This is a genomic window from Streptomyces sp. NBC_00510, assembly GCA_036013505.1.
GTDB lineage: Bacteria > Actinomycetota > Actinomycetes > Streptomycetales > Streptomycetaceae > Actinacidiphila.
The window spans coordinates 503,633-528,099 of sequence record CP107851.1 but is presented as its reverse complement, the minus strand read 5'-3'; the positions used below and the strand labels follow the sequence as shown (position 1 = coordinate 528,099).

At 68.6% G+C, this 24,467-nt stretch carries 19 protein-coding genes, 1 tRNA gene and 3 pseudogenes; 14 read left to right on the top strand and 9 right to left on the bottom strand.

Annotated elements, in window-relative coordinates; all coding sequences use genetic code 11:
• The first annotated feature begins 88 nt into the window (after positions 1-88).
• A complete protein-coding gene (locus OG937_02550; GenBank protein ID WUD70640.1) occupies positions 89-676 on the top strand; it encodes an SLATT domain-containing protein in 588 nt (195 codons plus the stop codon).
• A 152-nt stretch (positions 677-828) separates the two neighbouring features.
• Here the strand turns inward: OG937_02550 and OG937_02545 are convergent, their stop codons facing one another.
• Positions 829-1,200: a DUF4262 domain-containing protein gene (locus tag OG937_02545; GenBank protein ID WUD70639.1), complete on the bottom strand. Its 372-nt coding sequence runs from the start codon at positions 1,198-1,200 to the stop codon at positions 829-831.
• 116 nt (positions 1,201-1,316) lie between these two features.
• Here OG937_02545 and OG937_02540 point away from each other — a divergent pair, with 116 nt between their 5' ends.
• Together OG937_02540 and OG937_02535 are read left to right on the top strand one after the other, a co-directional pair.
• Positions 1,317-2,057, top strand: coding sequence for a hypothetical protein (locus tag OG937_02540; GenBank protein WUD70638.1), 741 nt, complete (start codon positions 1,317-1,319; stop codon positions 2,055-2,057).
• A gap of 1,105 nt (positions 2,058-3,162) precedes the next feature.
• A complete protein-coding gene (locus OG937_02535) occupies positions 3,163-3,627 on the top strand; it encodes a DUF6086 family protein (protein WUD70637.1) in 465 nt (154 codons plus the stop codon).
• 240 nt (positions 3,628-3,867) lie between these two features.
• Here the strand turns inward: OG937_02535 and OG937_02530 are convergent.
• Together OG937_02530 and OG937_02525 are read right to left on the bottom strand one after the other, a co-directional pair.
• Positions 3,868-3,989: transfer RNA gene (locus OG937_02530), tRNA-OTHER, on the bottom strand.
• A 318-nt stretch (positions 3,990-4,307) separates the two neighbouring features.
• Positions 4,308-5,201 (bottom strand): annotated as a pseudogene (locus tag OG937_02525) (NAD(P)-dependent glycerol-3-phosphate dehydrogenase).
• 262 nt (positions 5,202-5,463) lie between these two features.
• On the opposite strand from OG937_02525, the gene OG937_02520 reads away from it, so the two are divergent.
• Positions 5,464-7,005 carry an alkaline phosphatase D family protein gene (locus tag OG937_02520; GenBank protein ID WUD70636.1) on the top strand — a complete coding sequence of 514 codons (1,542 nt, stop codon included), beginning with the start codon at positions 5,464-5,466 and terminating at the stop codon, positions 7,003-7,005.
• Positions 6,998-8,260 (top strand): hypothetical protein, encoded by a 1,263-nt coding sequence (locus OG937_02515; protein ID WUD70635.1) that lies wholly within the window; start codon positions 6,998-7,000, stop codon positions 8,258-8,260. The genes OG937_02520 and OG937_02515 overlap by 8 nt, the downstream gene beginning before the upstream one ends.
• A 1,069-nt stretch (positions 8,261-9,329) precedes the next feature.
• Here OG937_02515 and OG937_02510 read toward each other — a convergent pair.
• Entirely contained in the window at positions 9,330-9,698 is a 369-nt protein-coding gene (locus OG937_02510) for a profilin (protein WUD70634.1), read from the bottom strand.
• Between the two features lie 286 nt (positions 9,699-9,984).
• Here OG937_02510 and OG937_02505 point away from each other — a divergent pair, with 286 nt between their 5' ends.
• The 4 genes from OG937_02505 to OG937_02490 all read left to right on the top strand — a co-directional run bounded on the left by OG937_02505 (position 9,985) and on the right by OG937_02490 (position 13,747).
• On the top strand, positions 9,985-10,335 hold the full coding sequence (locus OG937_02505; protein WUD70633.1) for a hypothetical protein: 351 nt from the start codon (positions 9,985-9,987) through the stop codon (positions 10,333-10,335).
• 253 nt (positions 10,336-10,588) lie between these two features.
• Complete coding sequence (locus OG937_02500) at positions 10,589-11,788, top strand: cysteine desulfurase-like protein (GenBank protein WUD70632.1); 1,200 nt, start codon at positions 10,589-10,591, stop codon at positions 11,786-11,788.
• On the top strand, positions 11,785-12,534 hold the full coding sequence (locus OG937_02495; GenBank protein WUD70631.1) for an SDR family oxidoreductase: 750 nt from the start codon (positions 11,785-11,787) through the stop codon (positions 12,532-12,534). Before OG937_02500 ends, OG937_02495 begins: the two co-directional genes overlap by 4 nt.
• A gap of 109 nt (positions 12,535-12,643) precedes the next feature.
• Positions 12,644-13,747 (top strand): Gfo/Idh/MocA family oxidoreductase, encoded by a 1,104-nt coding sequence (locus OG937_02490; GenBank protein WUD70630.1) that lies wholly within the window; start codon positions 12,644-12,646, stop codon positions 13,745-13,747.
• 370 nt (positions 13,748-14,117) lie between these two features.
• Here OG937_02490 and OG937_02485 read toward each other — a convergent pair whose 3' ends face one another.
• The gene (locus OG937_02485) at positions 14,118-15,734 is read right to left on the bottom strand and encodes a metallophosphoesterase family protein (GenBank protein WUD70629.1); all 1,617 of its coding nucleotides are present in this window, start codon (positions 15,732-15,734) and stop codon (positions 14,118-14,120) included.
• Positions 15,735-16,201: 467 nt separating this feature from the next.
• Between OG937_02485 and OG937_02480 the strand changes: the two are divergent.
• A pseudogene (locus OG937_02480) lies at positions 16,202-16,421 on the top strand (IS5/IS1182 family transposase).
• A 152-nt stretch (positions 16,422-16,573) separates the two neighbouring features.
• Here the strand turns inward: OG937_02480 and OG937_02475 are convergent.
• A pseudogene (locus tag OG937_02475) lies at positions 16,574-16,732 on the bottom strand (pyridoxamine 5'-phosphate oxidase family protein).
• Positions 16,733-17,078: 346 nt separating this feature from the next.
• Between OG937_02475 and OG937_02470 the strand changes: the two are divergent.
• Positions 17,079-18,611, top strand: coding sequence for a hypothetical protein (locus tag OG937_02470; protein WUD70628.1), 1,533 nt, complete (start codon positions 17,079-17,081; stop codon positions 18,609-18,611).
• Positions 18,612-19,662: 1,051 nt separating this feature from the next.
• Complete coding sequence (locus tag OG937_02465; protein ID WUD70627.1) at positions 19,663-19,866, top strand: hypothetical protein; 204 nt, start codon at positions 19,663-19,665, stop codon at positions 19,864-19,866.
• Positions 19,867-20,222: 356 nt separating this feature from the next.
• Here the strand turns inward: OG937_02465 and OG937_02460 are convergent, their stop codons facing one another.
• From OG937_02460 to OG937_02450, 3 genes are all read right to left on the bottom strand, one after another.
• Positions 20,223-20,708, bottom strand: a complete 486-nt coding sequence (locus OG937_02460) for a hypothetical protein (GenBank protein WUD70626.1) — start codon at positions 20,706-20,708, stop codon at positions 20,223-20,225.
• Between the two features lie 392 nt (positions 20,709-21,100).
• Positions 21,101-21,466, bottom strand: a complete 366-nt coding sequence (locus tag OG937_02455) for a hypothetical protein (protein WUD70625.1) — start codon at positions 21,464-21,466, stop codon at positions 21,101-21,103.
• Entirely contained in the window at positions 21,463-21,720 is a 258-nt protein-coding gene (locus OG937_02450) for a hypothetical protein (GenBank protein ID WUD70624.1), read from the bottom strand. Before OG937_02450 ends, OG937_02455 begins: the two co-directional genes overlap by 4 nt.
• A 342-nt stretch (positions 21,721-22,062) precedes the next feature.
• Between OG937_02450 and OG937_02445 the strand changes: the two genes are divergently transcribed.
• Together OG937_02445 and OG937_02440 are read left to right on the top strand one after the other, a co-directional pair.
• The gene (locus OG937_02445; protein WUD70623.1) at positions 22,063-22,242 is read left to right on the top strand and encodes a hypothetical protein; all 180 of its coding nucleotides are present in this window, start codon (positions 22,063-22,065) and stop codon (positions 22,240-22,242) included.
• Positions 22,243-24,121: 1,879 nt separating this feature from the next.
• The gene (locus tag OG937_02440; GenBank protein ID WUD70622.1) at positions 24,122-24,427 is read left to right on the top strand and encodes a DUF427 domain-containing protein; all 306 of its coding nucleotides are present in this window, start codon (positions 24,122-24,124) and stop codon (positions 24,425-24,427) included.
• Positions 24,428-24,467 lie beyond the last annotated feature (40 nt).

Here is a 24,467-nt window from a genome sequence, read left to right as displayed (position 1 = left end):
GTACGGGCTCCGGAGGATGCGGTCCGGCGGATACCGTGGACAGGTGGACACCGCTGACGCCCAACCAGTTCCCCCCTCAGGTACGGACATGACCGCCGGTGGCGACGTCCACCGGCGCGCGTTCGAAGCGGAGTTCCGGCGGCTGGAGGAGAGCGCGATGTACAGCGCCCAGACGCAGTTCGAGGAGGCCAAGCGTTGGAGGGCCCTGCACTGGCTGCTGGGCGTTCCGGCTACTCTGCTCGCGGCAGTCGCGGGAACGACCGCGCTGGTGGAGTCCACAGGCGGCACTCCCGCCGGCATCCTCGCCCTGGTCTCGGCAGGCCTGGGCGCGGTACTCACCACGGTCAACGCGCCGCAGCGGGCAGGGCAGGCGGCAGCCTCCGCCAACGCCTACCTGGAGATCCAGACGGCCGCACGGCAGCACCGGGAGATCGACCTGCCGGACTGGCCCCTCGGGGAGGCTCGTGAGGCGCTCGCCGCGCTGACCGCCCGCCGTGATGCGCAGAACACCCAGGCAGAGGTGCCCAGCCGCCGCGCCTACCGCAGGGCGCAGGCCAACCTGCGTGCGGGTTCGCAGACCTACGCCGTGGACCAACGGGCTAGGTCCAGAACTGACGGTGCCCCAACCGAGCCTTCGCCACCTCGCCAACCCCGGCAGCCTGACGCTCAAACTTGACCTGCAACGACATGAGATGTCCCTCGCCCCATGCCAGCTCCCGCCCAAAGCCTCTACACACCGACCACGGGCGTCACGTTCAGGACCCGGGCCCAACGGTGTTGTAGATCCTGGTGGAGACGCCGTGAATGAGATCGCGTAGGAAAAGACGTTTACAGGTCCTGCGTCCATACCCCGTCGGGGTGTTTATCGGGGTGTAGTTCCAGCATGAGTTGGAGATTCATGAGGTCTTCCCCACCGGGCTGCCAGGGGCAGGCTCCGTCGCGGTTTGGCCAGACGACTTGGAGGAAGGGGAAGGGCGGCTTGCGGTAGTAGCCGATCGCGGCGCCGAAGAACGCCTTGTACCAGCGGTAGTCGACGGGCCTGAGCGCGACAGGCATGCTTGCGACGTCGTCCCGTTCCTGGCCGGCCTCCACGGGGCGTCCTTCAACAGCTCGCTGACCGAGGTCGTTGAGGACCGCCTGCATCAAGCGGATATCCAAGCCGATCGCGGCCAGCGTACGGGCCCCGATCTCTCGCCCCATGGCAGCTCCCGTGCAAAGCCGCTACGCCAACCTTGACGCCGGGCGAGCGGAAGTCACCGGGGAATCAGTTGCCCGGATTCGGGTAGGGACGAGGGCAAGGTGACCCAGCCACCCAGGTGAGGCTGATCCAGCAGGAGCGCCGATTCGGCATAGAGACGGAGATGGCCTTAGGGACGCTGCACCTGTCGCGATGCGCCACGATGGTCACTATGACCGATGGAATAGCGTGGCTTGCCGCACCCCAGTCCATCGCCTTCGGGGGCTACAGCGTGACATTGGCCCGCGGTCTCGGAGCCGAAGAACTGGTTTCGCGCCTCACCGCGACCGTGTTGGGGCCTCAGCGCACCGCACGTAACCTGGGGGACCTCACGGGCACACAACTGGGAGAGGTGCTGGAGGACGCATACGGGAGGAGCGTCTTCGACACTATCGGCCTGCGTTACAGCGAGAGTGAGGAGTTCTCATTTGTAGTCAAATATGGAGCCTGGCAGGCGGAGTTCGGCAACGTCGCTCCAGTCGCACGCGGCGGCGTCCATCTGTTCACTCTTGAGTACGAAGAGGAGAACGGCAAGCCAGTACCGCCGACGTTCGCCTACTTCCACGATGTGCGCCCGATGTGCGCCTTCAACCTTCATCTGGACAGTTCGTGGGGCTACGACGGTGTCGCCGGGGACCCGGAGGTGGCCTCCTCCATGGAGGAGATGCTCAGCGTTGCCGGCCTACCTGACGAGACCTTGCCCCGTCGCGACGTACACCGCACCGCACTGGAGGCAATCCAGCGGCGCTTCGGCCTCTCTTTGTCCCGCAAGCGAATTTTGGACGAGTCACTCCCCGCCGCGGTGCTGGAAACCATCTGATCCGCTGCCGTGCCACATCCGTGCCAGAACGGACGGGGACTCACAGGGAACCGGGGTGTGCAGGAGGACGTGGCGTCGGACTCCGCCCAGGGCAAGGAACCACAGATCAGGCCGGTGATCGCCCACCTCGCTCCTAAAGCGGGCGTCGCAAGGTCCTGGCCAGCGCGTGCCCGTAGCGAGACAAGTCGCGGTGATCCATAATGCGATCACCGTGCACAAGGTCGAGGAGAGCGCGATGGCGGAAGTCCAAGGCGATAGATGGTGGTTGCCAGGTCTGGGGCTCACAGCCGGAGCGATCTGGTTCGGAGCCCGCGCGCTGAGCGGTGGTCGGCCGCTGCTGCTGCGGTTGGGGCTCGGAGTAGGCGCGGCCTGCTTCCTTGTTGCACTCGGCGGAATTGTGGTCGACCGGGTCCGCGCTACCAGGAACGACGGCGGGACATCTGTCGGTGATGCCAGCGGCCACGAGTAGCGGGCCCGGCGCGCCGCCCGAGTGCCGGCGCTAAATACTTCGCATCATCAGTTGCGTCTGAACTTCACGGTCCCGTACAGCAACGAAGTACAGCAACCGCGACGGCCGTCGATAACCTTCCTTGCCCGCTACTGCCATCCTGGCCGGGCCAGGAGACCTCAGCGACCGCCATGCACATAGTTCGCATCGCGGGGATCGGGCTTGCGAGGCCGCCCTGACCTTCGTCTTCGTCGGCGCCGGCTACGCCGGCGTGGAGGCCCTCGGCGAGCTGGAGCCTGCTGCGGGATGCGTTGGGCCTGAGCGGCGGTCTGATGTTCATGTGGGAGTTGAATCGCCAGGCTTCCGGACCAGGCTGGAGGAAGCCGCGGCTGTTCGCCGCGATGGTGGTTGGGTTGCTTGCCGCGCTGCTGGCGACCTTCAGCAGGGGAGAAGGGCTTACGACCCATCGCGCAGGTCAGCATGGACCTGGCAGGGTGTTCACTGTCCGGAACCAGGTGCCCGGGGCCGACATCTGTGCCTGACATCGACGGCTTTGAACATCTCAGTTCACCGGCGGATGCCAGCGGACGGAGATCACGGGGGAGTGACGACAAACACCATGGTCAAAGCTATCGATGCGAAAATGGGATGTTGGCGTTGAGCTACCCCTACGCACTGGACGACGAGACACTATGGGACGCGGGCTACCACAGTGGTCGGCTCTACTTCTCCCTTACACATAGCGCAGCGGAGTATCTGGAACTGCCGAGCGGCTTGATCGAAAACGACCGACTAGGCGGCTGTGACGTAGATCTGCCGGAGTTCCGGGCGTTCGTGGAGGGTCTGTACGACGCCTACTCTCGGACCAACAGTGAGGTGCTGCAAGGCCTGTGGCGCGGCTTGCTGGTCACGTCTCTCGTTCTCCTGGACATGGCGGAGTCATCCATCACGCTGAGCGCCGAACACCAGGAGGCGCTCCGGAGCGAGATGGCCTCCTTCGGACGCTCCATGGGGGCTCCAAACTGGAGGCAGTACAGCAGTGCCGTGCCGCAACCCCAGCAACCGATCCGGCCCGATAGCGTCTCTCCGGGGCCTGAGAGTGACCGATACGACCACCGCTGACCGATGTGGCCAGGGCTACGGATCAGAAGGGTTCTGACATCCACGGCTGACATCAACGCCAGCGGATGACAGCAGAGCGGGACGGCCGAGAACCGACCAGAGGCCTACCGTGCAGAGGCTTTCGGGCAGTCCGTACGGAGCCTGGCCCGAACTTACAAGTCAGGGATCAGCAACCACGCCGAACATACGGCTGTCTCGGGCCTGACGCTGTCGGCTCGTGCCGATGGGAACGGTCGGGTGCGGCGCCGGCGGGATTCGAACCCGCGGGCTGGGTAGGGTAAGGGCCGCCCGGACCCGCACTTGATCGTCGTAGGAGGGACCTCCCCGACGACGATCGCAATCGACCGCTCTGCCACGGCGCCGCAACCTACGGGACCGCGCGATCCCGCTTCGGCGAGCGTAGAGGCAGTCGTGTGCAAAGGGCGACCACATTGTTCGCGGATGCTGGCCCAGCTCAGGAAGACGAAGAAGCCATCCTCCCTGCCGGTCGCGCAGGACTTGTTCCGTGCCACAGCCGTGCCACATCAGGCGGTCAGCCACGGTCAACGACGGGGGGCCGCAGTCGCGATGACTGGCTGAGCTGGGGTCTCTTCAAAGCCGCTCTGACCTGCACACCCTCGACAACCCTGACCACCAGGCTTACAAGGCAGATGTTCAGAGCGCGCACGATTCCGTGGAAGTCAGAGCTCGGGCTTGAGCGGTCGCTGCATCAGTGCGGCGGCAGCCTCGTCGAGGGTGACCTTCTCGTTGAGCAGGTCGTAGATGATTTCCGAGATCGGCATCTCGACGCCGTGGGTATGAGCCAGGGCGAGGACCGCTTCGGCAGACTTGACGCCCTCGGTGGTCTGTCGAGTGGCGGCCGCTGCCTGTTCCACACTGAGGCCCCGCCCGAGGTGGGTGCCGAAAGTGCGGTTACGGGACAGGGGGGAGGCGTAGGTGGCCACCAGGTCACCCGTGCCCGCCATACCGGCCAGGGTGGCCGGGTGGGCGCCCATAGCCGTAGCCAGCCGGATGGTCTCGGCGAGCCCGCGGGTGATGAGCATGGCCACAGCGTTGTCGCCCAAGCCCATGCCCGAGACGATGCCGGCCGCGAGGCCGATGACGTTCTTCACCGCGCCCCCTAGCTCGCAACCGATCACGTCGGTACTGGTGTAGGGCGGGAAGGAGGGGCCGTGGCACGCCTGCTGGAAGCGGCGGGCGGCGTCCTCGTCGGGGCAGGTGATGGTGGCGGCAGCGGGCTGTCCAGCCATGATCTCGGGAGCGAGGTTCGGGCCCGCGAGTACCACGACCCGGTCCGCGCTCACGCCGGTCACCTCGGTGATGACCTGACTCGCCCGCAGGCCGCTGCCCCGCTCGATGCCCTTCATCAACGACACGATCACCGTGTCGGACCCGATGCGCGGCGCCCAAGAGGCGAGACTGGCCCGTAGCGACTGCGCGGGGATCGAGATCACGAGGAAGTCCGCACCGCCCAGCGCGGTGGCCGGATCGGTCGTCGCGGTCACGCGGGCGGGCAGCTCAACGTCGGGGAAGTACCCAGGATTGCGGTGATCCGTATTGATCGCGACGGCGATTAGGACGTGCTGCTGGTGGGTCGAGGCATGTCAGCAGATGAAGGACGGGTTGCGTGTCAGGGCCGTCTTTGGACGGGTGGTTAACGGGCGCCGAGGATGTGAACAGTGCGGCTGAACCGCAACGGCTGGTCAGCGGCTGAGTTCCAGCTCCAGCACCCGCGATAACCGTACAAAAACCCACCAACTCGCGGTGTGGTCATGTCACTTGACCGTCCTCATCGCAGGGCGGGAAGTTCACCTGCGCCCGCGAGCATCTGCGGCCATGAGCAACCTCAGTCGCCGCATCTTCATCCTAGGCGGGCTCACCACCGCGAGCGTCGCAGCGCTCCAGCTCGGGGCGATGGCCCAGCCGTCGGCCGCCGCCTCCGCTCCCTTCCCCTTCACGCTCGGTGTCGCCTCCGGCGAACCGGACGACAACAGCGTGGTTCTCTGGACGCGTCTGGCTCCCACACCGACCAACGCGGACGGTCAGGGCGGCATGCCCAACGCCGACGTCGCCGTCGACTGGCAGGTGTCGACCAACCCGAACTTCACCACCCTCGTCAGCTCCGGTACGTCCACCGCGCGCTACGCACAGGCCCACGCGGTGCACGTGCTGGCCGGTGGACTCGCCCCGGACTCGGAGTACTACTACCGGTTCCGGGCCCAGGGATTCGTCTCCCCGGTGGGCCGGACCCGCACCGCGCCGGCTCCGAACACGGTCGGGCGAGACTTCACGATGGCCTTTGCCTCGTGCGCCCACTACGAGCAGGGCTACTACACCGCCTACCGACGCATGGCCGACGACCGCCCCGACCTGATCCTGCACCTGGGCGACTACATCTACGAGGGCGGCGCCACCGCCGGCGCCGTGCGCCAGCACCTCGGCAGCGAGATCGTGTCGCTGGCCGACTACCGCCGCCGCTATGCGCTCTACCGCAGCGACCCCGACCTGCAGGCCGCGCACGCGATCGCGCCGTGGCTGGTCGTGCCGGACGACCACGAGGTGGAGAACAACTACGCGAACATGGTGCGCGCCGACAGCAGCCCCGTGTTGACGGCGGCCCAGTGGACCGCGCGTCGCACCGCCGCGTACCAGGCCTACTTCGAGAACATGCCGCTGCGGGCCGCCGCGACCCCCTCCGGCAACGGCATCCAGCTCTACCGCCGGGTCCGCTGGGGCACCCTGGCCACGTTCCACATGCTCGACACCCGCCAGTTCCGCGACGACCAGGCCTGTGGCGACGGGACGAAGGTCTGCGCCGACGCCGATCTGCCGGCCCGTTCGATCACCGGCGCGGCCCAGGAGGCATGGTTGCTCGACGGAATGGGCCAGCATCTGAGCACCTGGGACCTTATAGGCCAGCAGGTCTTCTTCGCCCGCAACGTCAACTCGGCGGGTGCGATGAACATGGATGCCTGGGACGGGTACCGGGGCAGCCGGGCGCGGATCCAGCAGGGCATCATCGACCGCGGCGTACGCAACCCGGTCGTCCTCACCGGTGACGTGCACGCGTCGTGGGGCAACGACCTCAAGGCCGACTACGCCAATCCGTCGTCGGCGACGATCGGCTCCGAACTCGTCTGCACCTCCATCACCAGCACCGGCAACGGAAGCGCCACCACGGCGATCCCCAACGGATCGCTCAACCCGCATCTGCGCTTCTACTCCAATCGGCGCGGCTACGTCCGTACGCACATCACGCCGTCGCAGCTCACAGCCGACTTCCGGTCGGTGGCGACGGTGACCGAACACGGCGCGCCGGCGACCACCGCTCGGACCTTTGTCATCCACGAGGGAAAGCCGGGGTTGGCCGATGCGTAAGCTCTCCGTACTCGGCGCAGCCGTCGCCGGCCTGGTCGCCGTCCTCGCCATGGTCGGCCCCGCCTCGGCGGCGGGTCCCTCGTCCTGGGCGGCCGCGAACAGCGACTCCGCCGGTGACCAGGACACCCCATCGATCACGGCCAACCGCCTCGGCGACGTCGCGGTGGTGTGGGAGGACGACCGCGACTCGACCAGCCCGGGCGACAACGCGCACAGCGACGTGTGGGTGCGGATGTACCGCAACGGCGTCTCGGCCTACGAGAAGAAGCTCTCGGCTGGCGGGACCGCGGGCATGGCCTGGCGGCATCTGCAACCCGACGTGGGACTCGACGACCGGGGCAACGCCGTCGTCGTGTGGGCGGAGGACCCGGACGGCAACGGGTTCTACAACATCACCTACCGTGTGCTCTCCCCGGCCGGCGCGCTCCTCGGCTCCGGCCAGGCCAACGCGAGCGCCGACGGCCAGCAGATCCATCCGCGCGTCGCGGTCGATCCGGACGGCGCGCCCAACAGCACCACGGCGGTCGCGTTCTCCGTCGTGTGGGAGGACATCCAGGGCACAGCGGCGGCGACGGTGAAGGCAGCCGGGTTCACCGGGACCACGACCAAGGCCTACGAGGTGACGGTCAACGCGGCCGGCGGCGCGCACCACAACCCCGACGTCGCGACCTCCGCCTCGGGCGACGCCGTCGTCGTCTGGGACGAGGACACCGACAACAACGGCGTCTACCAGATCGGTCTGGTGAAGCTGGCCAAGGCGAACGGAGCGGTCACACTCAGCCGCCGCAGTGCCAACAGCCTCGGCGACGGGCAGCAGCAGCGCCCGGCCGTGTCCGCCGACTTCAACGGCGACTTCGTTGTGGCGTGGGAGTCCGACCACACCGGGACCCGTGGCGTCTGGGCCCGATCGTTCACCGCGACCGGCACCGCCGGCTCGGCCGAGGTCGAGGTCTCCAGCGGAGCCGGAGCGGGCAACCCCACCGTCGGCATCGACGACCAGCGCGACGCCGTGGTCGGCTGGAGCGTCGCCGGCACCGATCCAGCGGTCTGGGCCCGGGGCCTCAACCCCGACGGCACCTTCGCCGGCCGGTTGCCGGCCCAGTCCGTCAGCCAGGTCACGACCGGTCGGCAGGAGCAGCTCTCGCTGGCTTCCTCGCCGTTCGGCACACTCTCGATGTCGTACACCGATGACAATGACGGCAACGCCTTCGACCAGGTCCTGCTGAGTCTGGGGGCGACCAACTCGGACTGGTGACGTCCTTTCGATCCGTGGACGTCCACCGGGCCACCCCGGGCGGGGAGATCCGGCAGTCGGTTCCGGAACCGCGCAAGAACGCGGTCCTGCGGCACCGCTGCCGGATCACCTCGGCGGGGCGGCCCGGAATCGGCCGTGCCCGTCGCGGCCTTCAGGAGTCGCCGCGGCCCCGTCGCCAAGCGCTCGGTTCCAGGCCTGCGTGAACGCGCGGAAGACGGTCTGAAATCCGGACTCGATCGAGGCCGTAGCCCGTCTTCGTGCGGGAGCCAGGAGTAGCCACGGACGCGGCATGGCAGAGGACGGCGGCATTCCCCGCAAGGGCTCTTGGGCCATGGCTGGCTGTCTCAAGGCGGGAGGCTCGGTCTCGCCGATGCGATGATCGCGGGATGCCTCGTGTGATCACCTCGTCGGAAGCACCATGGGTACTCCCGTTCGCATGATCCCGAGTGCGAGACCTCAGTCCGGTGTGGCCGGCGGAGTCAGGGCGCCGTGGGCAGGAGGTTCCGGACTCCGCTAGGGAGGCGTGTCATCGACCGCCCCGGCGCGGCCTCAGCAGCGCCAGTCGCTCCCCGGTACGCAAGGTGACCTTCGCGACCGCCACCCGACCGTGCCGGGCACGTACCTCCACCAGCAGCGCCTACGGCCGCTGCCCCTGCTCGCCGGCGACCCCAACCCAATACGGAAAGGAGTAGAGCACCGGGTCGACGTCGCGCCCATCGATGAACCCCAGGACCTCCACCGTGTGTTCGTCGGGCGGGGGAGCGCGGCTAGGTCCTTATCGAGGAGCACGACGGTGCGGCCGTCCGGCCGCTCCAGGCGGCACGCGATCTCCGACTGCGGGACCTCGACGTCCTCACTCTCACACACCCTCCGGTGCCTGATCCTGGAGCCGTCGCGCGCATGATGAACCTGATGGAACCCCGTGCCGTGCTCCTCGGTCGCCGAGTAGAGGTGGACGGGTAGGCTGACCAGGCCGAAGCTGACGTAGCCGATCCAGATCGCGCGCATGCCGACAGCATGCAACCCGGGGCGGTCGGACGCGCGGTGGGCTGCTCCTTGCCGCTGATCGTCAACTGGCGTTCTCGGCGGCGTAGGTCTGGAGCTTGCGCAGGGCTTGAGGCGCGGCGTTCTCGTCGACGCGGGCGACGATGACGATTTTGCTGGTGGCGACCGCGACGATTGCCTTGTCGGTCTTCTTGCCGATGACGGTGTCGTCCTGTCGGGCTGTAAGCGCGTAATTCTCGCCCTGAACCGCCAGGCGCGGAGTGGCTTCGGGATCGCGGACCGTCTGCACGATCTCCTTGGTCTCCTGGGGCGAGGGGCGCCAATGCGCGGCGTCGCTGGTGCCATAGAGGTTCCCGCTGAGATCAGCGAGGAACACCGCATCCACGCCCGGAGTGCTTCGGACGATGCCTTCGCAGGACGGTTCCCAGCTCATGAACCGCTCCTTTCCGATGGGGAGCCGGCGGCCGGACTCGGGTCCAAGACGGTGCGCATACCGCCAGCGTGCGGCCCGGGGCCGTTCTCCGCGCGGGGTGTTGCTCCGGGCCAGTGACCAGCGCACGCACAAAGGAACCACCGATTCCGCTGTTAATGTCCGCGTGTGGCCCTACTGTGCGCCTCGTGGACATTCACTGGAACGCCGGCCTCAGCGCCGCAGCCGCGACGACGGCTGCCCGTATCGAGCGCGACCGCTGGCATGCCGACCTGACCCCCAGCTCGACGTGACCCTCGAAGACGCGGGCGGCGACCGCGCAAAACTCAACGTCCACCTCGCCGGCCCCGACAACCTCGGCTACCTGGACCACATCCGCGTCGTGGACAACGACGACAAAGAACGCCAACTCGCACACGAAGTCGACGTCACGCAAGCACAGATCGACGCCCACGTGTGGGGCCCGTTCAAGTTCATGCATGGTGCGGACGGCGCCGACGCGCACGGCCGGCGGTCGCCTCCTTCGCGCTCACCGTGGGCCGCGGCCGGCCGTTCGCGACGGTGCGCCGACCCCGGCCACTGGATGGGCACGCGGACCGCCTTCTTGCGTTCCATGCCCGCGGTCTTCCGCTGGCTTTGAGTTTGATCAGAGGTGGCCTCCGCCATCGCTCGATGGCTTGGAGGCGGTTCTTGAGGCGGTAGCTGTTGCCGTTGATCGGGACGACCTCGCTGGGGTTGGCGCCGAAGGCGCGGCTGACGCCGGAGGGCGTGAGCCCGACTTTGGAGTCCCAGGCGCGTACGCGCCAGGCGTAGGGGTAGCCGGTTGCCGCGGGGTCGGATCCGTCCTGTGTGACCCGGCCCGCGCGGAATCCGCGCTCCGGCAGGATAGGTACATGCATCTCGATGTCCTGCGAATCCGTGACGACTTCCCCGCGCTGAAGGAAAAGGTGGCCCACTTCGACGGGCCGGGTGGCTCACAGGTGCCACGCCAGGTCGCCGAGGCGATGGCCGCGGTGATGTGCTCGGGCATCTCCAACCGGGGCGCGGTGACGGCCGCCGAGCGCCGTGCCGAGCACGTCGTCAAGGAGGCGCGGCAGGCCATGGCGGACCTGCTCGGCTGCGAGCCGCGCGGCGTCGTCTTCACCCGCTCGGCGACGCAGGCGGCGTACGACGTCTCCCGCGCCCTGGCGCGGCAGTGGACAGCCGGTGACGAGGTCGTCGTCACCCGCCTTGACCACGATGCCAACATCCGGCCGTGGATCCAGGCGGCCGAATCCGCCGGTGCGACGGTGCGGTGGGCCGCGTTCGATCCCGCGATCGGTGAGTTGAGCGTCGACGCCATCCGGGAACAGCTGTCCGGCCGGACCCGGCTGGTGGCGGTCACCGGGGCATCGAACCTCCTGGGCACACGCCCCGACATAGCGGCGATCGCCGCGGCCGTCCATGAGGCCGGAGCCCTGCTGTACGTGGACGGGGTGCACCTGACGCCGCACGCGCCGGTCGATCTGGCCACCCTGGGCGCCGACTTCTTCTCGTGCTCGCCCTACAAGTTCTTCGGCCCCCATCATGGTGTCGTGGTCGCCGATCCCGGACTGTGGGAGGAGTTGCACCCGGACAAGCTGCTGCCCTCCACCGACGACGTGCCGGAACGCTTCGAGCTGGGCACCCTGCCGTACGAGATGCTCGCCGGCACCACAGCGGCCGTGGACTACATCGCCGCACTGGCGTCCTCGGCGGGCGACCGGCGCGGCCGGGTACTGGAGTCGATGCGAGCGGTCGAGGCATACGAGCAGAAGCTGCTGGAGCGGCTGCTGGAGGGGCTGTCGGGCATCGGCGGGGTGCGGTTGTACGGCGCGCCGGCGCGCCGTACGCCGACGGTGTTCTTCTCCGTGGAGGGAGTGCCCGGCCGGGAGGTCTACGAGCGGCTGGCGCGGCGCGGTGTGAACGCCCCCGCGGGCAACTTCTACGCGCTGGAGGCATCGCGGCTGCTGGGACTCGGCGACACCGGCGCGGTGCGTGCCGGGCTCGCCCCGTACGTCGACGGGGAGGACGTGCAGCGGCTGATCGACGGTGTCGCGGAGGTGGCCAGGTGAACCGCGGAGTGCTGGTCACGGGCGCTTCCCGGGGCATCGGCCGGGCCGTCGCCGAGGCGTTCGCGCAGGCCGGGGACCGGGTCGCGGTGCACTGCAACAGGTCTGCGCGGGAGGCCGAGCAGGTGGCTGCGTCGCTTCCGGGCGAGGGGCACGTCACCGTCCGGGCGGACATGGCCGACGCGGAGGCGGTGCGGCGTGCCGTGGACACGGCCGCCGCGGATCTGGGGCGCCTGGACGTGCTGGTCAACAACGCCGGCGTGTTCCTGGCGCACCCGCCGTTGAGTACCTCGTACGAACAGTGGCAGGCGGTCTGGTCGGCGACGCTCGGCACCAATCTCACCGGCGCGGCCAACGCGACGTTCTGCGCGGTGCCGCACCTGGTGGCGGCGGGCGGCGGGGCGGTCGTCAACGTCTCCAGCCGCGGGGCGTTCCGCGGCGAACCAGACTGCCCGGCGTACGGCGCGTCCAAAGCGGCGCTGAACGCCTTCGGCCAGTCGATGGCCGTGGCGCTGGCCGGCCGGAACATCAGCGTGGCCACGGTGGCGCCGGGATTCGTGGACACCGACATGGTCCGCTCGGTCTTCGACGGCCCGGAGGGCGAGGCGGTGCGCCGGCAGTCGCCGTTCGGGCGGGTGGCCCGCCCGGAGGAGGTCGCGGCCGCGGTGCTGTGGCTGGCCTCGCCGGAGGCGGTGTTCGCCAGCGGCACCATCATCGACGTCAACGGGGCTTCCTACTTGCGCAGCTGACCACGATGGCGGGCGGGCAGCGGGCGCTGCGGGCGGCCGGGCGGCCGGCGGTGTGCGGCACAGGTCGCCGGGTTAGACTCGCGGCCCGGCTGTGGGAAGGAGCGGACACGTGAGCGCAGCACCCATACGGTTCGGCATCGTGGGCAGTGGCTGGCGGGCCGAGTTCTTCGCCCGGCTGGCGAGGGCGCTGCCCGAACGGCTGGCGGTGGCCGGCGTGGTGACGCGCTCGGCCGAACGTGCCGCCCAGGTGGAGGCGGAGTGGGGGGTGCCCGCCTTCCGGACGGTCGCTGAACTATGCGGCAGCAAACCGGAGTTCGTGATCCCGTCGGTGCCGTGGGAGGTGACGCCCCAGGTCGTACGGGAACTCGTCGAGCTCGAGGTGCCGGTCCTCGCGGAGACGCCGCCGGCGCCCGACGTGGACGGGCTGCGGGAGTTGTGGGATGCCGTGGGAGGCGCGACGCGCGCCGGGGGCGGAGGACTCGTCCAGGTCGCGGAGCAGTACACACTGATGCCCGGCCACGCCGCTCGTATCGCCCTCGTACGAGAAGGGGTGATCGGCGAGGTCACGTCCGTCCAGGTGTCCTCGACCCACATGTATCACGCGATGTCGCTGATCCGGCACACGCTGGACGTCGGTTGCGGGCCCGTGACGGTGACGGCCCGGGCCTTCACCGCCCCGCTCGCCGACCCGTTGAGGCCTGGCGGCTGGTCGGACGACCTGACGCCCAAGGACGCCGTCACCACCCTTGCTCTCCTGGACTTCGGCAGGGCCCGCACGGGCGTGTACGACTTCACGGACAACCAGTGGTGGAATCCGCTGCGCGCCCGCCGGATTGTGGTGCGCGGCTCGCTCGGCGAGATCGTGGACGACACGGTGGTGCGGATGGCCGATCCGCGCACGCCGGTGGAGTCCCCGCTGGTGCGTCGCCGCACCGGCACCGATCTCAACCTCGAAGGGGCGGAGGTGCACCACATCTCGTTCGACGGACGGGTGGTGTGGCGCAACGACTATCTGGGCGCGAGCCTGTCCGAGGACGACCTCGCCGTGGTGGACCTGCTGTGCCGTACGGGCGCATGGGTCCGGGACGCCGGCCCGGAACCGTATCCGCTGGCCGAGGGCTGTCAGGACCATCTGCTGGCGTTGGCCATCGAGGAGTCGGCGCTTACGGGGGTGCCGGTGACGACCGCGGTGGAGGCGTGGGCGGACCGCTGATCCCGCCGGCCGCCCGGCTCCCTTCGTGCCCGCCCGCGGCGCACTGGCCGATGCCTCAGTCCGGCCCCCATGGACAACGTCGACGGGACCCGATCTCGCCGAAGTCTCTTGGCTGCTGCGGTTTGCCGGGCGACGAAGCTGGTGCCAGTGATCACGTGCGGACTGGGAACCAAGCCGTATCAGCGGGTACTGGAACCCCGGCCGCCGCGGCAGCTGGGGTGAAGACGGTCCGGCCTGGTGCGGCCGACTCGCACTCCTCACGCGGGGTTTCGCAGAAGTCGACGCACGGAGAATCCCGGGCGCAACGCCTGGGGCCGGGACGACGTCCCGGCCCCAGGCGTTGCCGACTACTGCTGCTGGTCGCGGTGGGTCAGTGCTGGCCGTGGCCGCCGTCACTACGACGGCGTTGGAGCGTGAACTTCTCGAAGACCGACAGCTCACCTGTGGGCGTGATGATGTTGTAGTAGGTGACGTGGATGCGGGTCATGTCACCGGGGTGACGGCCCGGGTCGACGGAGAACTCGGCGAAGCCGTACGGATGCTCCGCGTCGCGGACGCCGATCCAGACCGCCGTCTCCTTCTCCTTGACCGAGTTGTACTTGCCGACGTGCTCCATCTGTACGTATGCCGAGTGATGCCCGTGACCGTCGGCGTCGTCGGTGGTGAAGCTGTTGTTGGTGATGCCGGACACGCCGCCACCGCCGAGGACCATGTGCGTTGTGCCGTGCGCACTGTCGATCACGTCGAGTGCGGTCTGACTCGGGTTGGGCGTGAGGGTGACGCTTCCGGGGACGACGCCACGCACCGCCAATGAGCGCTCGTAGTCGTGCTCGTGGCCACAGACCACCAGATCGACGCCGTACTTGTCGAACAGCGGGCCGTACGCCGCGCGCAGCGCGACATCAGGGCCGTTCGCGGCGGTCGCCGAGCTGATCATCACCTGGTGCATGCAGACGACGATCCAGTCGATGTCCTTCGAAGCCCGTGCCGACTTGAGCTCCTTCTCGAGCCAGGCGAGCTGCCGACCGCCGGAGTAGCCGTTGATGTAGATGTCACCGCCCTCCTGCAGGGCGATGTCGTCGTTCTGCAGGGCGATCACCTTTACCCCGCCGACCGTGAAGGAGTACCAGAGGTTGTCGAGCTCGGGCTGGTTCTCGGTCGAGGGCAGCTCGAAGTAGGTCTGGTACGCGTCGAGACCGAGCTTGCCGTTGGCCAGCTCGATCTCATGGTTGCCCGCGCACGGCATCCACGGACGGAATCGCGCTGAGCGGCTGTTGTTGGTGAGGAAGTCACGCCAGACGCGAATGCGGTCGGGCCCGGTGTTGGCGTAGCAGAGGTCACCGTTGAGGAGGTGGAACAGCGGGCCGACCTTCTCAACGCCGGTGACGATGTCGGCAGCGGCGGGCGTGGCGTTGGGCTCGAAGTCCCGGCCCGAGGCGTCGGCCGGGTTCGATCCGGTCTTCCACGTCACACTGGGCGCACCCTGGTCGCCGAAACTGGTGAAGGTGAACGGAGCTCGGCCGGACGGCGCCGTGTGGAAGGTGCCGGCGTCGGGGGTGGCGCCGTCGTGCTGGGCCGCGTACAAGTAGTCGGTGTCGGCCTTGAGCTTGCTGATCAGCGCGTGATGGACCCAGACGGTCCGCCCGGAGGTGCCGTCCACGTAGGTCTTCGTCCTCGCGTGCACTGTGGAACCGAAGCCGCCACTCAGCGTGCCGTAAACGACCCGGGGGTTCTTGACGGCCGCGTCGGTGACCCACGAGACGACCATCTGGCTGCGTGGGTCGGCGCCGAAGGTCAGGTGCAGGCCCTGGACGGGGGTGGTGGCCGAGCCGGTGGTGAGACCGGTGACCTCCGACTTCACCGGGACCGCCTCGGCGGTTCCGGCGCCGAGGACCAGTGGCCCGGCGGCGGCGCCGGACACTGTCGCGCCGAACAGGCCGAGCGCGTTGCGACGAGAGATTCTGGTTTGCTTGGGTTCTTTCGACATTCCAGGGGCCTTTCGCGTCGTCGGGTGCAGTCGCACACCGACCGAACAGCAGCGCGCCGAACCTGACAGCGGGCTGCGGCAGGTCAGCGGTGCGCCACTCACGGACGCTAGGAAGCACGATCGACCGGAGCGGTGAGACAGGTGTGAACGCCAGATGGCGGTCACCGCAACGGACGGCAATTCCCGCGGCGGCCTCGCCCTGTCTTGGCTAATGGCTTGGAGCGGTTGGGGTGTTCGGGCGCGCTCCCGTCAATCGTGATGGAGTCGACGCCGCGAGGCCCGCGCGCCATCTCGTCGGCACAGCGTCTCCGCGACGGTTCGATGTCCCGGTGCGGGACGTCACGTCGGATGGCCGCGTAAAGCTCAACCCGCGATCGCTGCGGCGGCATCAGTACGAAAGATCATGCGAGGCCGGGCGCGAGTGCCGGCAACTGCTGCGCAACCACGACCTGCAGTCCCTCTCCAGGCGCAGCTGGCTGCGCAAGCGAGGCATCCCGCACCGCATCGCCCGCAAGGGTCGAGTCCTCCACCCGGCTCGGCCGGCACCGTTGGACGATCGAGCGCACGGTGTCCCGGCTGGGCGGCTGCCGCCGTCTGCACCGCCGCTACGAACGCTAGGCCGAGCACTTCCTGGCCTTCGCCGCTATCGCCTGCAGCCTCATCTGCTACCGCAGACTCACCGAATGAGACGACGTCTAAAGTGGCGCTGCCGCAGATCATGCAGTCTGCTCCCCGCACGCGCGGGGATAATCCCGGCCTGGTGAAGTTCATCGACGGGCAACGAGCTGCTTCCCGCACCCGCACCCGCCCCCGCAGCCGCCGAGGTCGGCATGGGTGAAGGTGCGGTCGTCCAGGAAGGCGAAGGACCCGTCGAGGCCCTTGGGTGACCATTGACGTGTCCGTCACCCATGAGGGGCACGGTGGCGGTGAAGAAGACCTTCTGCTCCTCGACGAAGGCGTGCAGGCGCCGCGTCGATGCGTTCGCAGGTCTTTCCCATGCCTGTGATTCTCCGGCGCCGGGCCGGCTTCCGCCGCACCTTTTCGGATCCGGCGCATACGGGCGGTCCACGACTGGCGGCCATCAGTTTGCCCTGGGTCGCGGCTGCGCTTGTACTGAGTTCGGGATCAACGGAAACCCGGTTTCATCTGCGGTTATCTGCTGATCTCCGCATTTCGCTTCGAGCGGTACGTCCCTGAACCGCAAGCAGGACCGATCGCGCCCTCCATGACGGAGCGACGCGCCCGCGGATCCGGCCTGTGGGGCTGCCTGCCCGGGGTGAACCCACGAGGCACGAGGTCGCCAGCGACCGCAACCGGACATGTCATGCGCCCATCACCACCGCCATGGAGACGATCATGATACCGCCCCAGTTCGTAACGAGATACGGCCGGATCCGCCCCGAAAGGGCACGACGCCCCGGGCTTGTCCTGGCGGTTGCCGCGGCCGCGCTGCCGCTGGCCCTGGTTGCCGTAGGCCCGGCGCAGGTCGCCGTGGGCTCCGCCGGTTCCGCCTCGCACGTCGCCCGTCCCATCGCCGCCGGCCCACCAGCGGTGGCGGTGGCGACGGGTGACTTCGACGGGGACGACGCCGGCACGGCGACAGCACTGCCGGGCAACGGGAACGGAAGGTTCGCGGCCAAGACCGAACTTCCCGCCACCTCGGGCGCAGGCGCGCTCGCGGTGGCCGACTTCAATGGCGACCGGCGCCTGGACCTGGCCGCCTCCAGCATCCGGGACAGCTCCGTGACGATGCTGCTCCAGGCAGAACTGGTGATCACCAAGGCGGCTCAGGAGTCGAGTTTCCAGGCCGCGGGTCAAACGCTCCACTTCACGTACACCGTGCGCAACAACGGGCCGGAATCCATCACCGCCATGGTGGTGACCGATTCCCTCCCGGGCGTCCAGGTCTCCTGCCCCGTCACCGAACTTGCTCCCGGCGCGGTGACCACGTGCGAGGCCGCCTACCTCACCACCGCAGCGGACGTCGCGGCCGGACAGGTCACCGACCAGGGCACCGTCAACGCCGACGATGCCAACGGACGACCGGTCGTCCCGGCGACGAGCAACGAGGTGACCGTCCCCCTGGCGGCCCTGTCCATCACCAAGAACGCCACGCCTTCCCTGTTCACCGCCGCCGGGCAGACCATCAACTACACGTACACGGTGACCAACACCGGCCAGGTGCAGCTGAACGGTGTCGGAGTTACCGACGACGGCCCTGGCACTCCGGCCGTGACCTGCCCGGCCACCGCTCTGGCACCGGGTGCGTCCTTCGTCTGCACCGCCATGTACGCCACGACCGCGGCGGACGTCGCCGAGGGTAGGGTCACCAACGTCGCCACCGCTACCGCCACGACTCCCGGCAACGTCACCGTCAGGGCGACCAGCAACAGGGTCACCGTCCCGTTCGCCGGCCTGAAGGTCGTCAAGGGCGTCGAGGAGACCGCGTTCTCCGCCGCGGGGCAGGACTTGCACTACACCTTCACGGTCACCAACACCGGCAACGCGCCGCTGACCGGCCTCAGCGTCACCGACGACGGCCCTGGCACTCCGGCGGTGACCTGCCCGGCCACCGCTCTGGCACCGGGTGCGTCCTTCGTCTGCACCGCCACCTACACCACGACCGCGGCCGACGTCGCCGCGGGAAGGATCACTGACGTCGCGACCGCTACCGCCATCGCGGGCGGTCCCGGTGGCCCCACCGTCACCGCCACCAGCAACCGGCTCACCGTCGTGGCCTGCACCCCGTGCAAGGACCGTGACCACGGCGGCTGCGAAGGCGGCCGTCCCGAGGGGCGCCCCTGGGACCACCGCTGGTGGGATGAGGTCTTCGGCGCCGCCCACGGCACCCTCCGGAGCCACCGCATGCTTCTTTGAGCATGGAGGATGCCACCGAGGGCGGCCCGTGCCCCACGGGCACGGGCCGCCCTCCGGCCGCCTCCGGGGTCGTGGAACCGCGCAGTGCAAGATCCGCAGCCGCCCGCCGCTGACGACCTCGATGTCGATCCCGCCGTCCCCACCATGCCCGTTGTCCGCGCGCACCCGCGCGGTCTGGTCGTACAGGCGGTGCACCAGCGCCTCCACCACCCGGTCGAACACCGGCTGCCCGATCCGGTCCCACTCGATGGCCACGGCCCCACCCCCTCCCCGCTAGAAACACACCATCGTCGCACTGCTTGCCGACACCCCATTGCCGCCTTGGGCCAGCCGAGGCGCGTTGGGTTGAGACGCCGACACAGCAGCCAGCCCTACCAGCGGTGCTCCCGGGCAGGCACACCGCGAGCGCGACCTGGAAGCCGAGCACCGCGGGCGCGGCGGCGCTGCTCAGTTCCAGCGGGATGTGGCGGCCGCAGTCGGCCCACATCGGGTCGGCGAGCATGACGGGCAGCGTGTCGGGGCCGATGCGCAAGCCCAGCCCGGTCCGTGGCGCAGGCTCGTCGAGCAGCGTAGCCAGCCCCAGCCGGTACACCAGCTCCTGGGCACACCGGCGGCTGCGGTCACCGCCACTGCCGCAGCCCGCAGCTCCGTCTCCGATGCCTCCTTGATGGCCCGCACGAGGGCGATCCAGCCCTCTGGCAGGGGGAAACCGTTCCACTCGGCGCCCGAAGCCTGTTGCGCGGCAGCCGCCGCCTGCGCCTGCTGCTGCCCCGGGGTGCCCCCGCAGGTGCGGGGGAATTGGGGGCCGGTGAAGTTCTCCCGGGTACGCGCGGGGGAGAGCATCCCGCAAGCCCCCCTTGGCGCTGCCTGCTCCTCGGTGCTGTTCTCAGTCTCAGAATGCGCACGAGTACGTACCCTTGCCCCTCATGCTGTGGTGCGCCACCACTGATCCTGGTGGCGGTGGGCCGCGGACGGAACGCGATCGGGAACCGGCAGCTCGTGAGGTGCGTCCGGCCAGATGATGGCTCGGGGGGACCCTCTGTTTGCGGAGATGGAGAACATGTTCGTTGTGGTGTTGCTCGGCGTACTGGCGCTCGTCGTCGGCGGCTGCGTATGCGTGGTGTGGGCGGAGCGCGGCGGGCCGCGCTGGGTCCGTGTCGTTGCGACCGTGACGCTTGCTGCGGGCGGGTTGGTCCGTCAATCGGACAGGAGCCGGCGCCGGAGCATGAGCCGGACGGGCGGCGACGGCGACTAGGAATCCCCGGGCGCGATCGCCCCCCGGCGCCGCGAGCGCCCCATGGAACGGTCGTCGTTGCTGTGCGCCGGGGTCGAGAACACCGACAGCCGTACGCGCCGCCTGGGGCGGGCTACCGCGATGACCAAGAAAAACTCGGCTGGCTGGCCGGACGAACCTCTACAAGATGGAAGCCGTCCTCGTGGCGCACGACATGGTGTACCTGGCCCAGGCCGTTGTCACGGACGAATCCGACCCATCCTTGCGTTGTCGCGTGTCGAAGAAGCCATCCGACGATGTTCATCGTCACCTCGAAGTCGTCCTCGTGGACGCACGTTCGGACGGTCAAGGCCCACGGTTGGTTCGGTCTGTCCACGTCACGGACCAGCAGGGACACATCGGCCCCGTCGAAGAAGAGGCTCGCCGGCCCACAGTCGAACGCCGGCCAGGGCTCGTGCAATGAGCCCTCCCAGGAGGTCCGCTTCAACTCTGTCGGCATGTCCGCCTGCCTCGGCGCCGTCCTGGCCTTCGAGGCGGTCGTCGCCGTCGCCGCCGGTGACGCTGTCGTTGCCAGCGCCGCCGCACAGGATGTCGTTGCCGCCGCGGCCGTCGCGGCCGAGGATGACGTCGTCACCGGGAGTGCCGATGAGCACGTTGGCGCGGTCGTTGCCGGTGATGGTCGGGGTGGCGGTGGCGCAGGTGGCGGCCAGCACGGTGAGGGTGAACTGCCGTACGGCCGCGGGGACGCTGGCGTCGGGGTCGGTGGCTGTCACGGTGAAGGTGAAGGTGCCGGTCGCGGTCGGGCTGCCGGTGATGGCGGACGAGGGTGACGGCGATCCGCCGTCGGCGCCCAGCCTTCTCACCGCTGCGGCCGGAGCTATCGCACCAGGCCCTCGCCAACCGGGACGACCATCCGCTGGTGCTTTGGCGCGCGGAGCCGTGTCCGGCCTGTCTTTCGAGGTGGCACGCCGGCGACTGCACCGTCGACGGGTCACGCGTGCGGCGCTCGAAGAACCTCAGGCCCTGCTCTCCCTCGGCGGGTAAACGCCGGTTGTGCTCCGCGACCCATCACACGTTCGAGTCAGTGGACCGCCACCAGCAGGAACAAGCCCGCACGCAGCGGGCGCTCAAGGGCGTATCCGTGGCAGCCTTCACCCTCGACTGCACCCTGCCCTGAATCTCGTCGGGCTGTGGCGATCCGACGTCACCGCCAGCTCGGCTCAGGCTTCCGGAGGGGGCTTACCCGACGAGTGAATCAGCTTGTCCAGGTCTTGATCTGAGTGGCGACTTCCCGCACCGGGAGCCCGTCCCGGGCGGCGCGGGCCAGCGGGAGAACGGCGTCCAGGCCAGGGTTGACCGGCAGGCCGCATGCCGACAGGTAGGCCGCGGTCACGGTGGCTGCGAACAGCAGGTTCCTCACCTCAAGGCTGGGGTTTCTCGCCAGCTCGCACAGCAGCGCTGCTGCCTTGTGATGGGGCTCGGGGTAGACCTCGTGGTCAAGGATCTCCGCCCGGTGACGTGCTTCCGCTGCGACGGGAACGCCGTAATCGACGACCTGGGGATCTCCCGGGATCTGCTGTGCGACAGCCAAGATCCAAGCAAGATCGATGCGAAGGTTCACGCGGCGTCCCGTGACTTCGTCGACTTGTCCGGGAGGCCGGGGTACCGGTCCTCACCGACCTCCGCCTCGAACTTTTCCGCGTACGCAGCCAGGAACGCCGCGGCGCCGGCCATGAAGGCAGCGCGTGACTGGTTCACATCAGCCTCGATCAGGTCGGCCACATACCCCTGCAAGCTCAAGCCGCGGCGCTTGGCCCGGTCCTCAGCGGCCGCCTTGACGGCTTCGTCCAGTCGGATATTCGTCTGCTTTCCCATACCCACACTATAGCTATGTCGTGGTACCAGCGCATAGCAGACCGAGATTCGGGTCCGGGGGCTCGGGCGCCCCGAACGGGCGAGACGGGATCATGCTCGCAATGGGACGGACGAGCCGGGAGGGCAACATGATCGATCTTGAAGAGCGCGTGAACCACGTGTTCAATCCGGACCGGACCTGCGTCCCCTTGCCTGCCCGCGAGGCCTACCGCTGTTACGTCTTCGGATCCGCCCGCGGCGCGATTGTCCTGACCTGGACGGCTGTCTGTGCCGACCTCATCGCCAAGGCCCAGATCCTCCACAAAGAGGGGGGAGAGCAACGCGAAAGAGCTGGTCACCGATGTGGAGTGGGCGCAGGGCAGCGTGGAGGCCGAAGCGATGACGATCATGCTCGCCCTGGAGAGGACTCTGCTCGGCACAGCGGAGAAGCTCGAACTGATCGACTTCGCGCAGCGTAAACAGCTGGAGCGAATCCGCGACGACCGCCACCTGTGTGCCCCCGTCCATCCGATCGCTTGGTGAGCTCTACGAGCCGACGATGGAGTATGCCCGCGCGCACCTCGCGGCCGCGCTGGAAGCTCTTCGAGGTCTTGCTGGCCTCCTTTCCGGGGCCGTATCCCTGCCCCTTTGAGGGGCCGGTACCGCGGCGGGTCGCTCCAGTGGCGTCAAGCCCAGCTTCAGCTTCGTCAGCCGCCGCTGCTGCTCCTTGGACAGCTGGAACCGCCTGTCGCGCTGCCGCACGATCCAGGCGCCCAGAGCGACGGGTTTCTGGTGTCCGCAGGGCCGCGGAACACGGTGGTCATTCATCCGGATGACGCACCAGAGCTCTGGACGCACCCTGGCAGCGAGCACTTCGGGTGCTGCGGCTTCCACGGAGAGAACGGCATGAACCGGCTGTGTCCCTGTGGGAATGCGGTGGGAACGGTGATCAGCGAGTGCTACACCGCCTACGAACTGCACCTCGACCCGAGCCGCGTCCGCTCGATCCCGGACCGAGGGCTCAAGCTGTCATGATCCGTCCCACATCCCCAGCCGTCGCAGGCGGCGTTGTCGGCGCCGCTCATACAGGGCCGTGAGTCCGAAGACCCCGCCGAGCAGCGGGCCCCCGACCGGCGCGATGACGAGGTCGGACGGCTGCACTCCCGGTAGTACCAGGAAGTAGGCACACCAGGCCGTTCCTGTCAGGAGGGTCACGAGCAGTGGGTGCCTGGCGGCGAACTTCTGCGTCCGTGAGGGTGGGCGCTCACCGCCCAGAAAACGGTCCACGGCCCAGAAGGAACGCACCAGCCGTCGGCCTATGTCTGACATGACCGTGAGCGTAGCGCGCTGACCAGCGCGCTTTAACCGCCGAGTAGGTCTGCGGGTACGTCCTGGCTCATCGGGTTCGTCGTGGTCCGCACCCTGAACTGCTTGAGGACCTCGTCGCCTTCCAGCACCACACCGCGACCATCGGGCCGCGGTGACCGACGCTGCGCCAGGCCGGCGCGGTCTGCATCAGCAGATCCAAGGTGGGCACCATGACCAGGATCCGGCCCTCTCGGAACGGGTCCGGCGCAGCCTGAGCAGCGGCAGCGGGCGGCGAAGTCCTCGCACCTGACGGAGAGACCATCCCCGCGTGTACGGGCTGGCCAGCAAGGCGCTCGCGGGTGTGCCGGGCTGGGAGGAAATCGCCGGTCAGGTCCACACGCTGCAGGGGACGGCATGTATCGCTTCCCGCAACGCGCATGTGGTCTACAGGGTGCTCACGGCGCACCTTCGGCGGTGGGAACCTACCGGAGTCCTCGACACGCTGCGCCTGGCCGCGGCGACATATCACCTGCCGAGATACAGCCTCGACGCCGTGCTCGAGCACGTGCGGCCGGGCATGAGTAAGGCCCCGGCGCACCGTCACCGCGCCACCTACGACACCAGGGCCATCGCACAGCTCCTCCGGCGCCGCGATCCGCTTGTAAGGCGCGGTGACCCCCCCTCCTCCGAACGTGCCAAGACGCTGGTCTTACCCCGGAGATTCGCCGCGACCAGGGCGGTCGGACCGCGGAGAACGGGGTCAAGTGTCGGAGGGGCCGGGGTGTGCAGACCCCGTGCTCCTGGTGGCGGCGTACAGCGGCCCAGCCGCTGGCCAGGTGATTCGGCGCGGCCGGCCGACGTCGATGAGCTCACGTCGCCCCGATCGCTTGTAGCGTCAGGACATGAGTAAGAAGCGGTGTCCGCCCGACGCCAACCTCCGGACGAATGCGCGAGCTGGTGGTGACTGCATCAACGTGACATCCGACTGCCCGCTATCTCAACCGGTGATCGCGACTTGGAGGGCCATCGCGCAAGGATGGTGCGTTTGGGCTGACGCGGGCGGACACGAGGGCTGATGTGGCCCGAGCAGAGGGATCGATGAGGGGAAAAACTGATGAAGGCAGTGGTTGGGGACACCGTCGTGGCCGAGGCCGCGAGCGAGGCGGTAATCAGCATCGAGGGAAATGTCTACTTCCCGCCGGCCTCACTTGCGGCCGGCGCGCTTCGCGAGAGCGCAACCCCGTATACCTGCCCGTGGAAGGGGCGGGCGCAGTACCACGACGTCGTGGTCGGTGAGATGGTGCTCAAGGACGGGGCCTGGTCTTACCCGGACATCAAGGAGTCGGCGGCGGCCCGTGTCGGTCGCGACTTCAGCGGTTATGTCGCCTTCGATGTACGCCAGGTCAGGATCGAGAACTGACACAGCATCCCGATCACTACCGGCAGAACAGGTTGAAGGC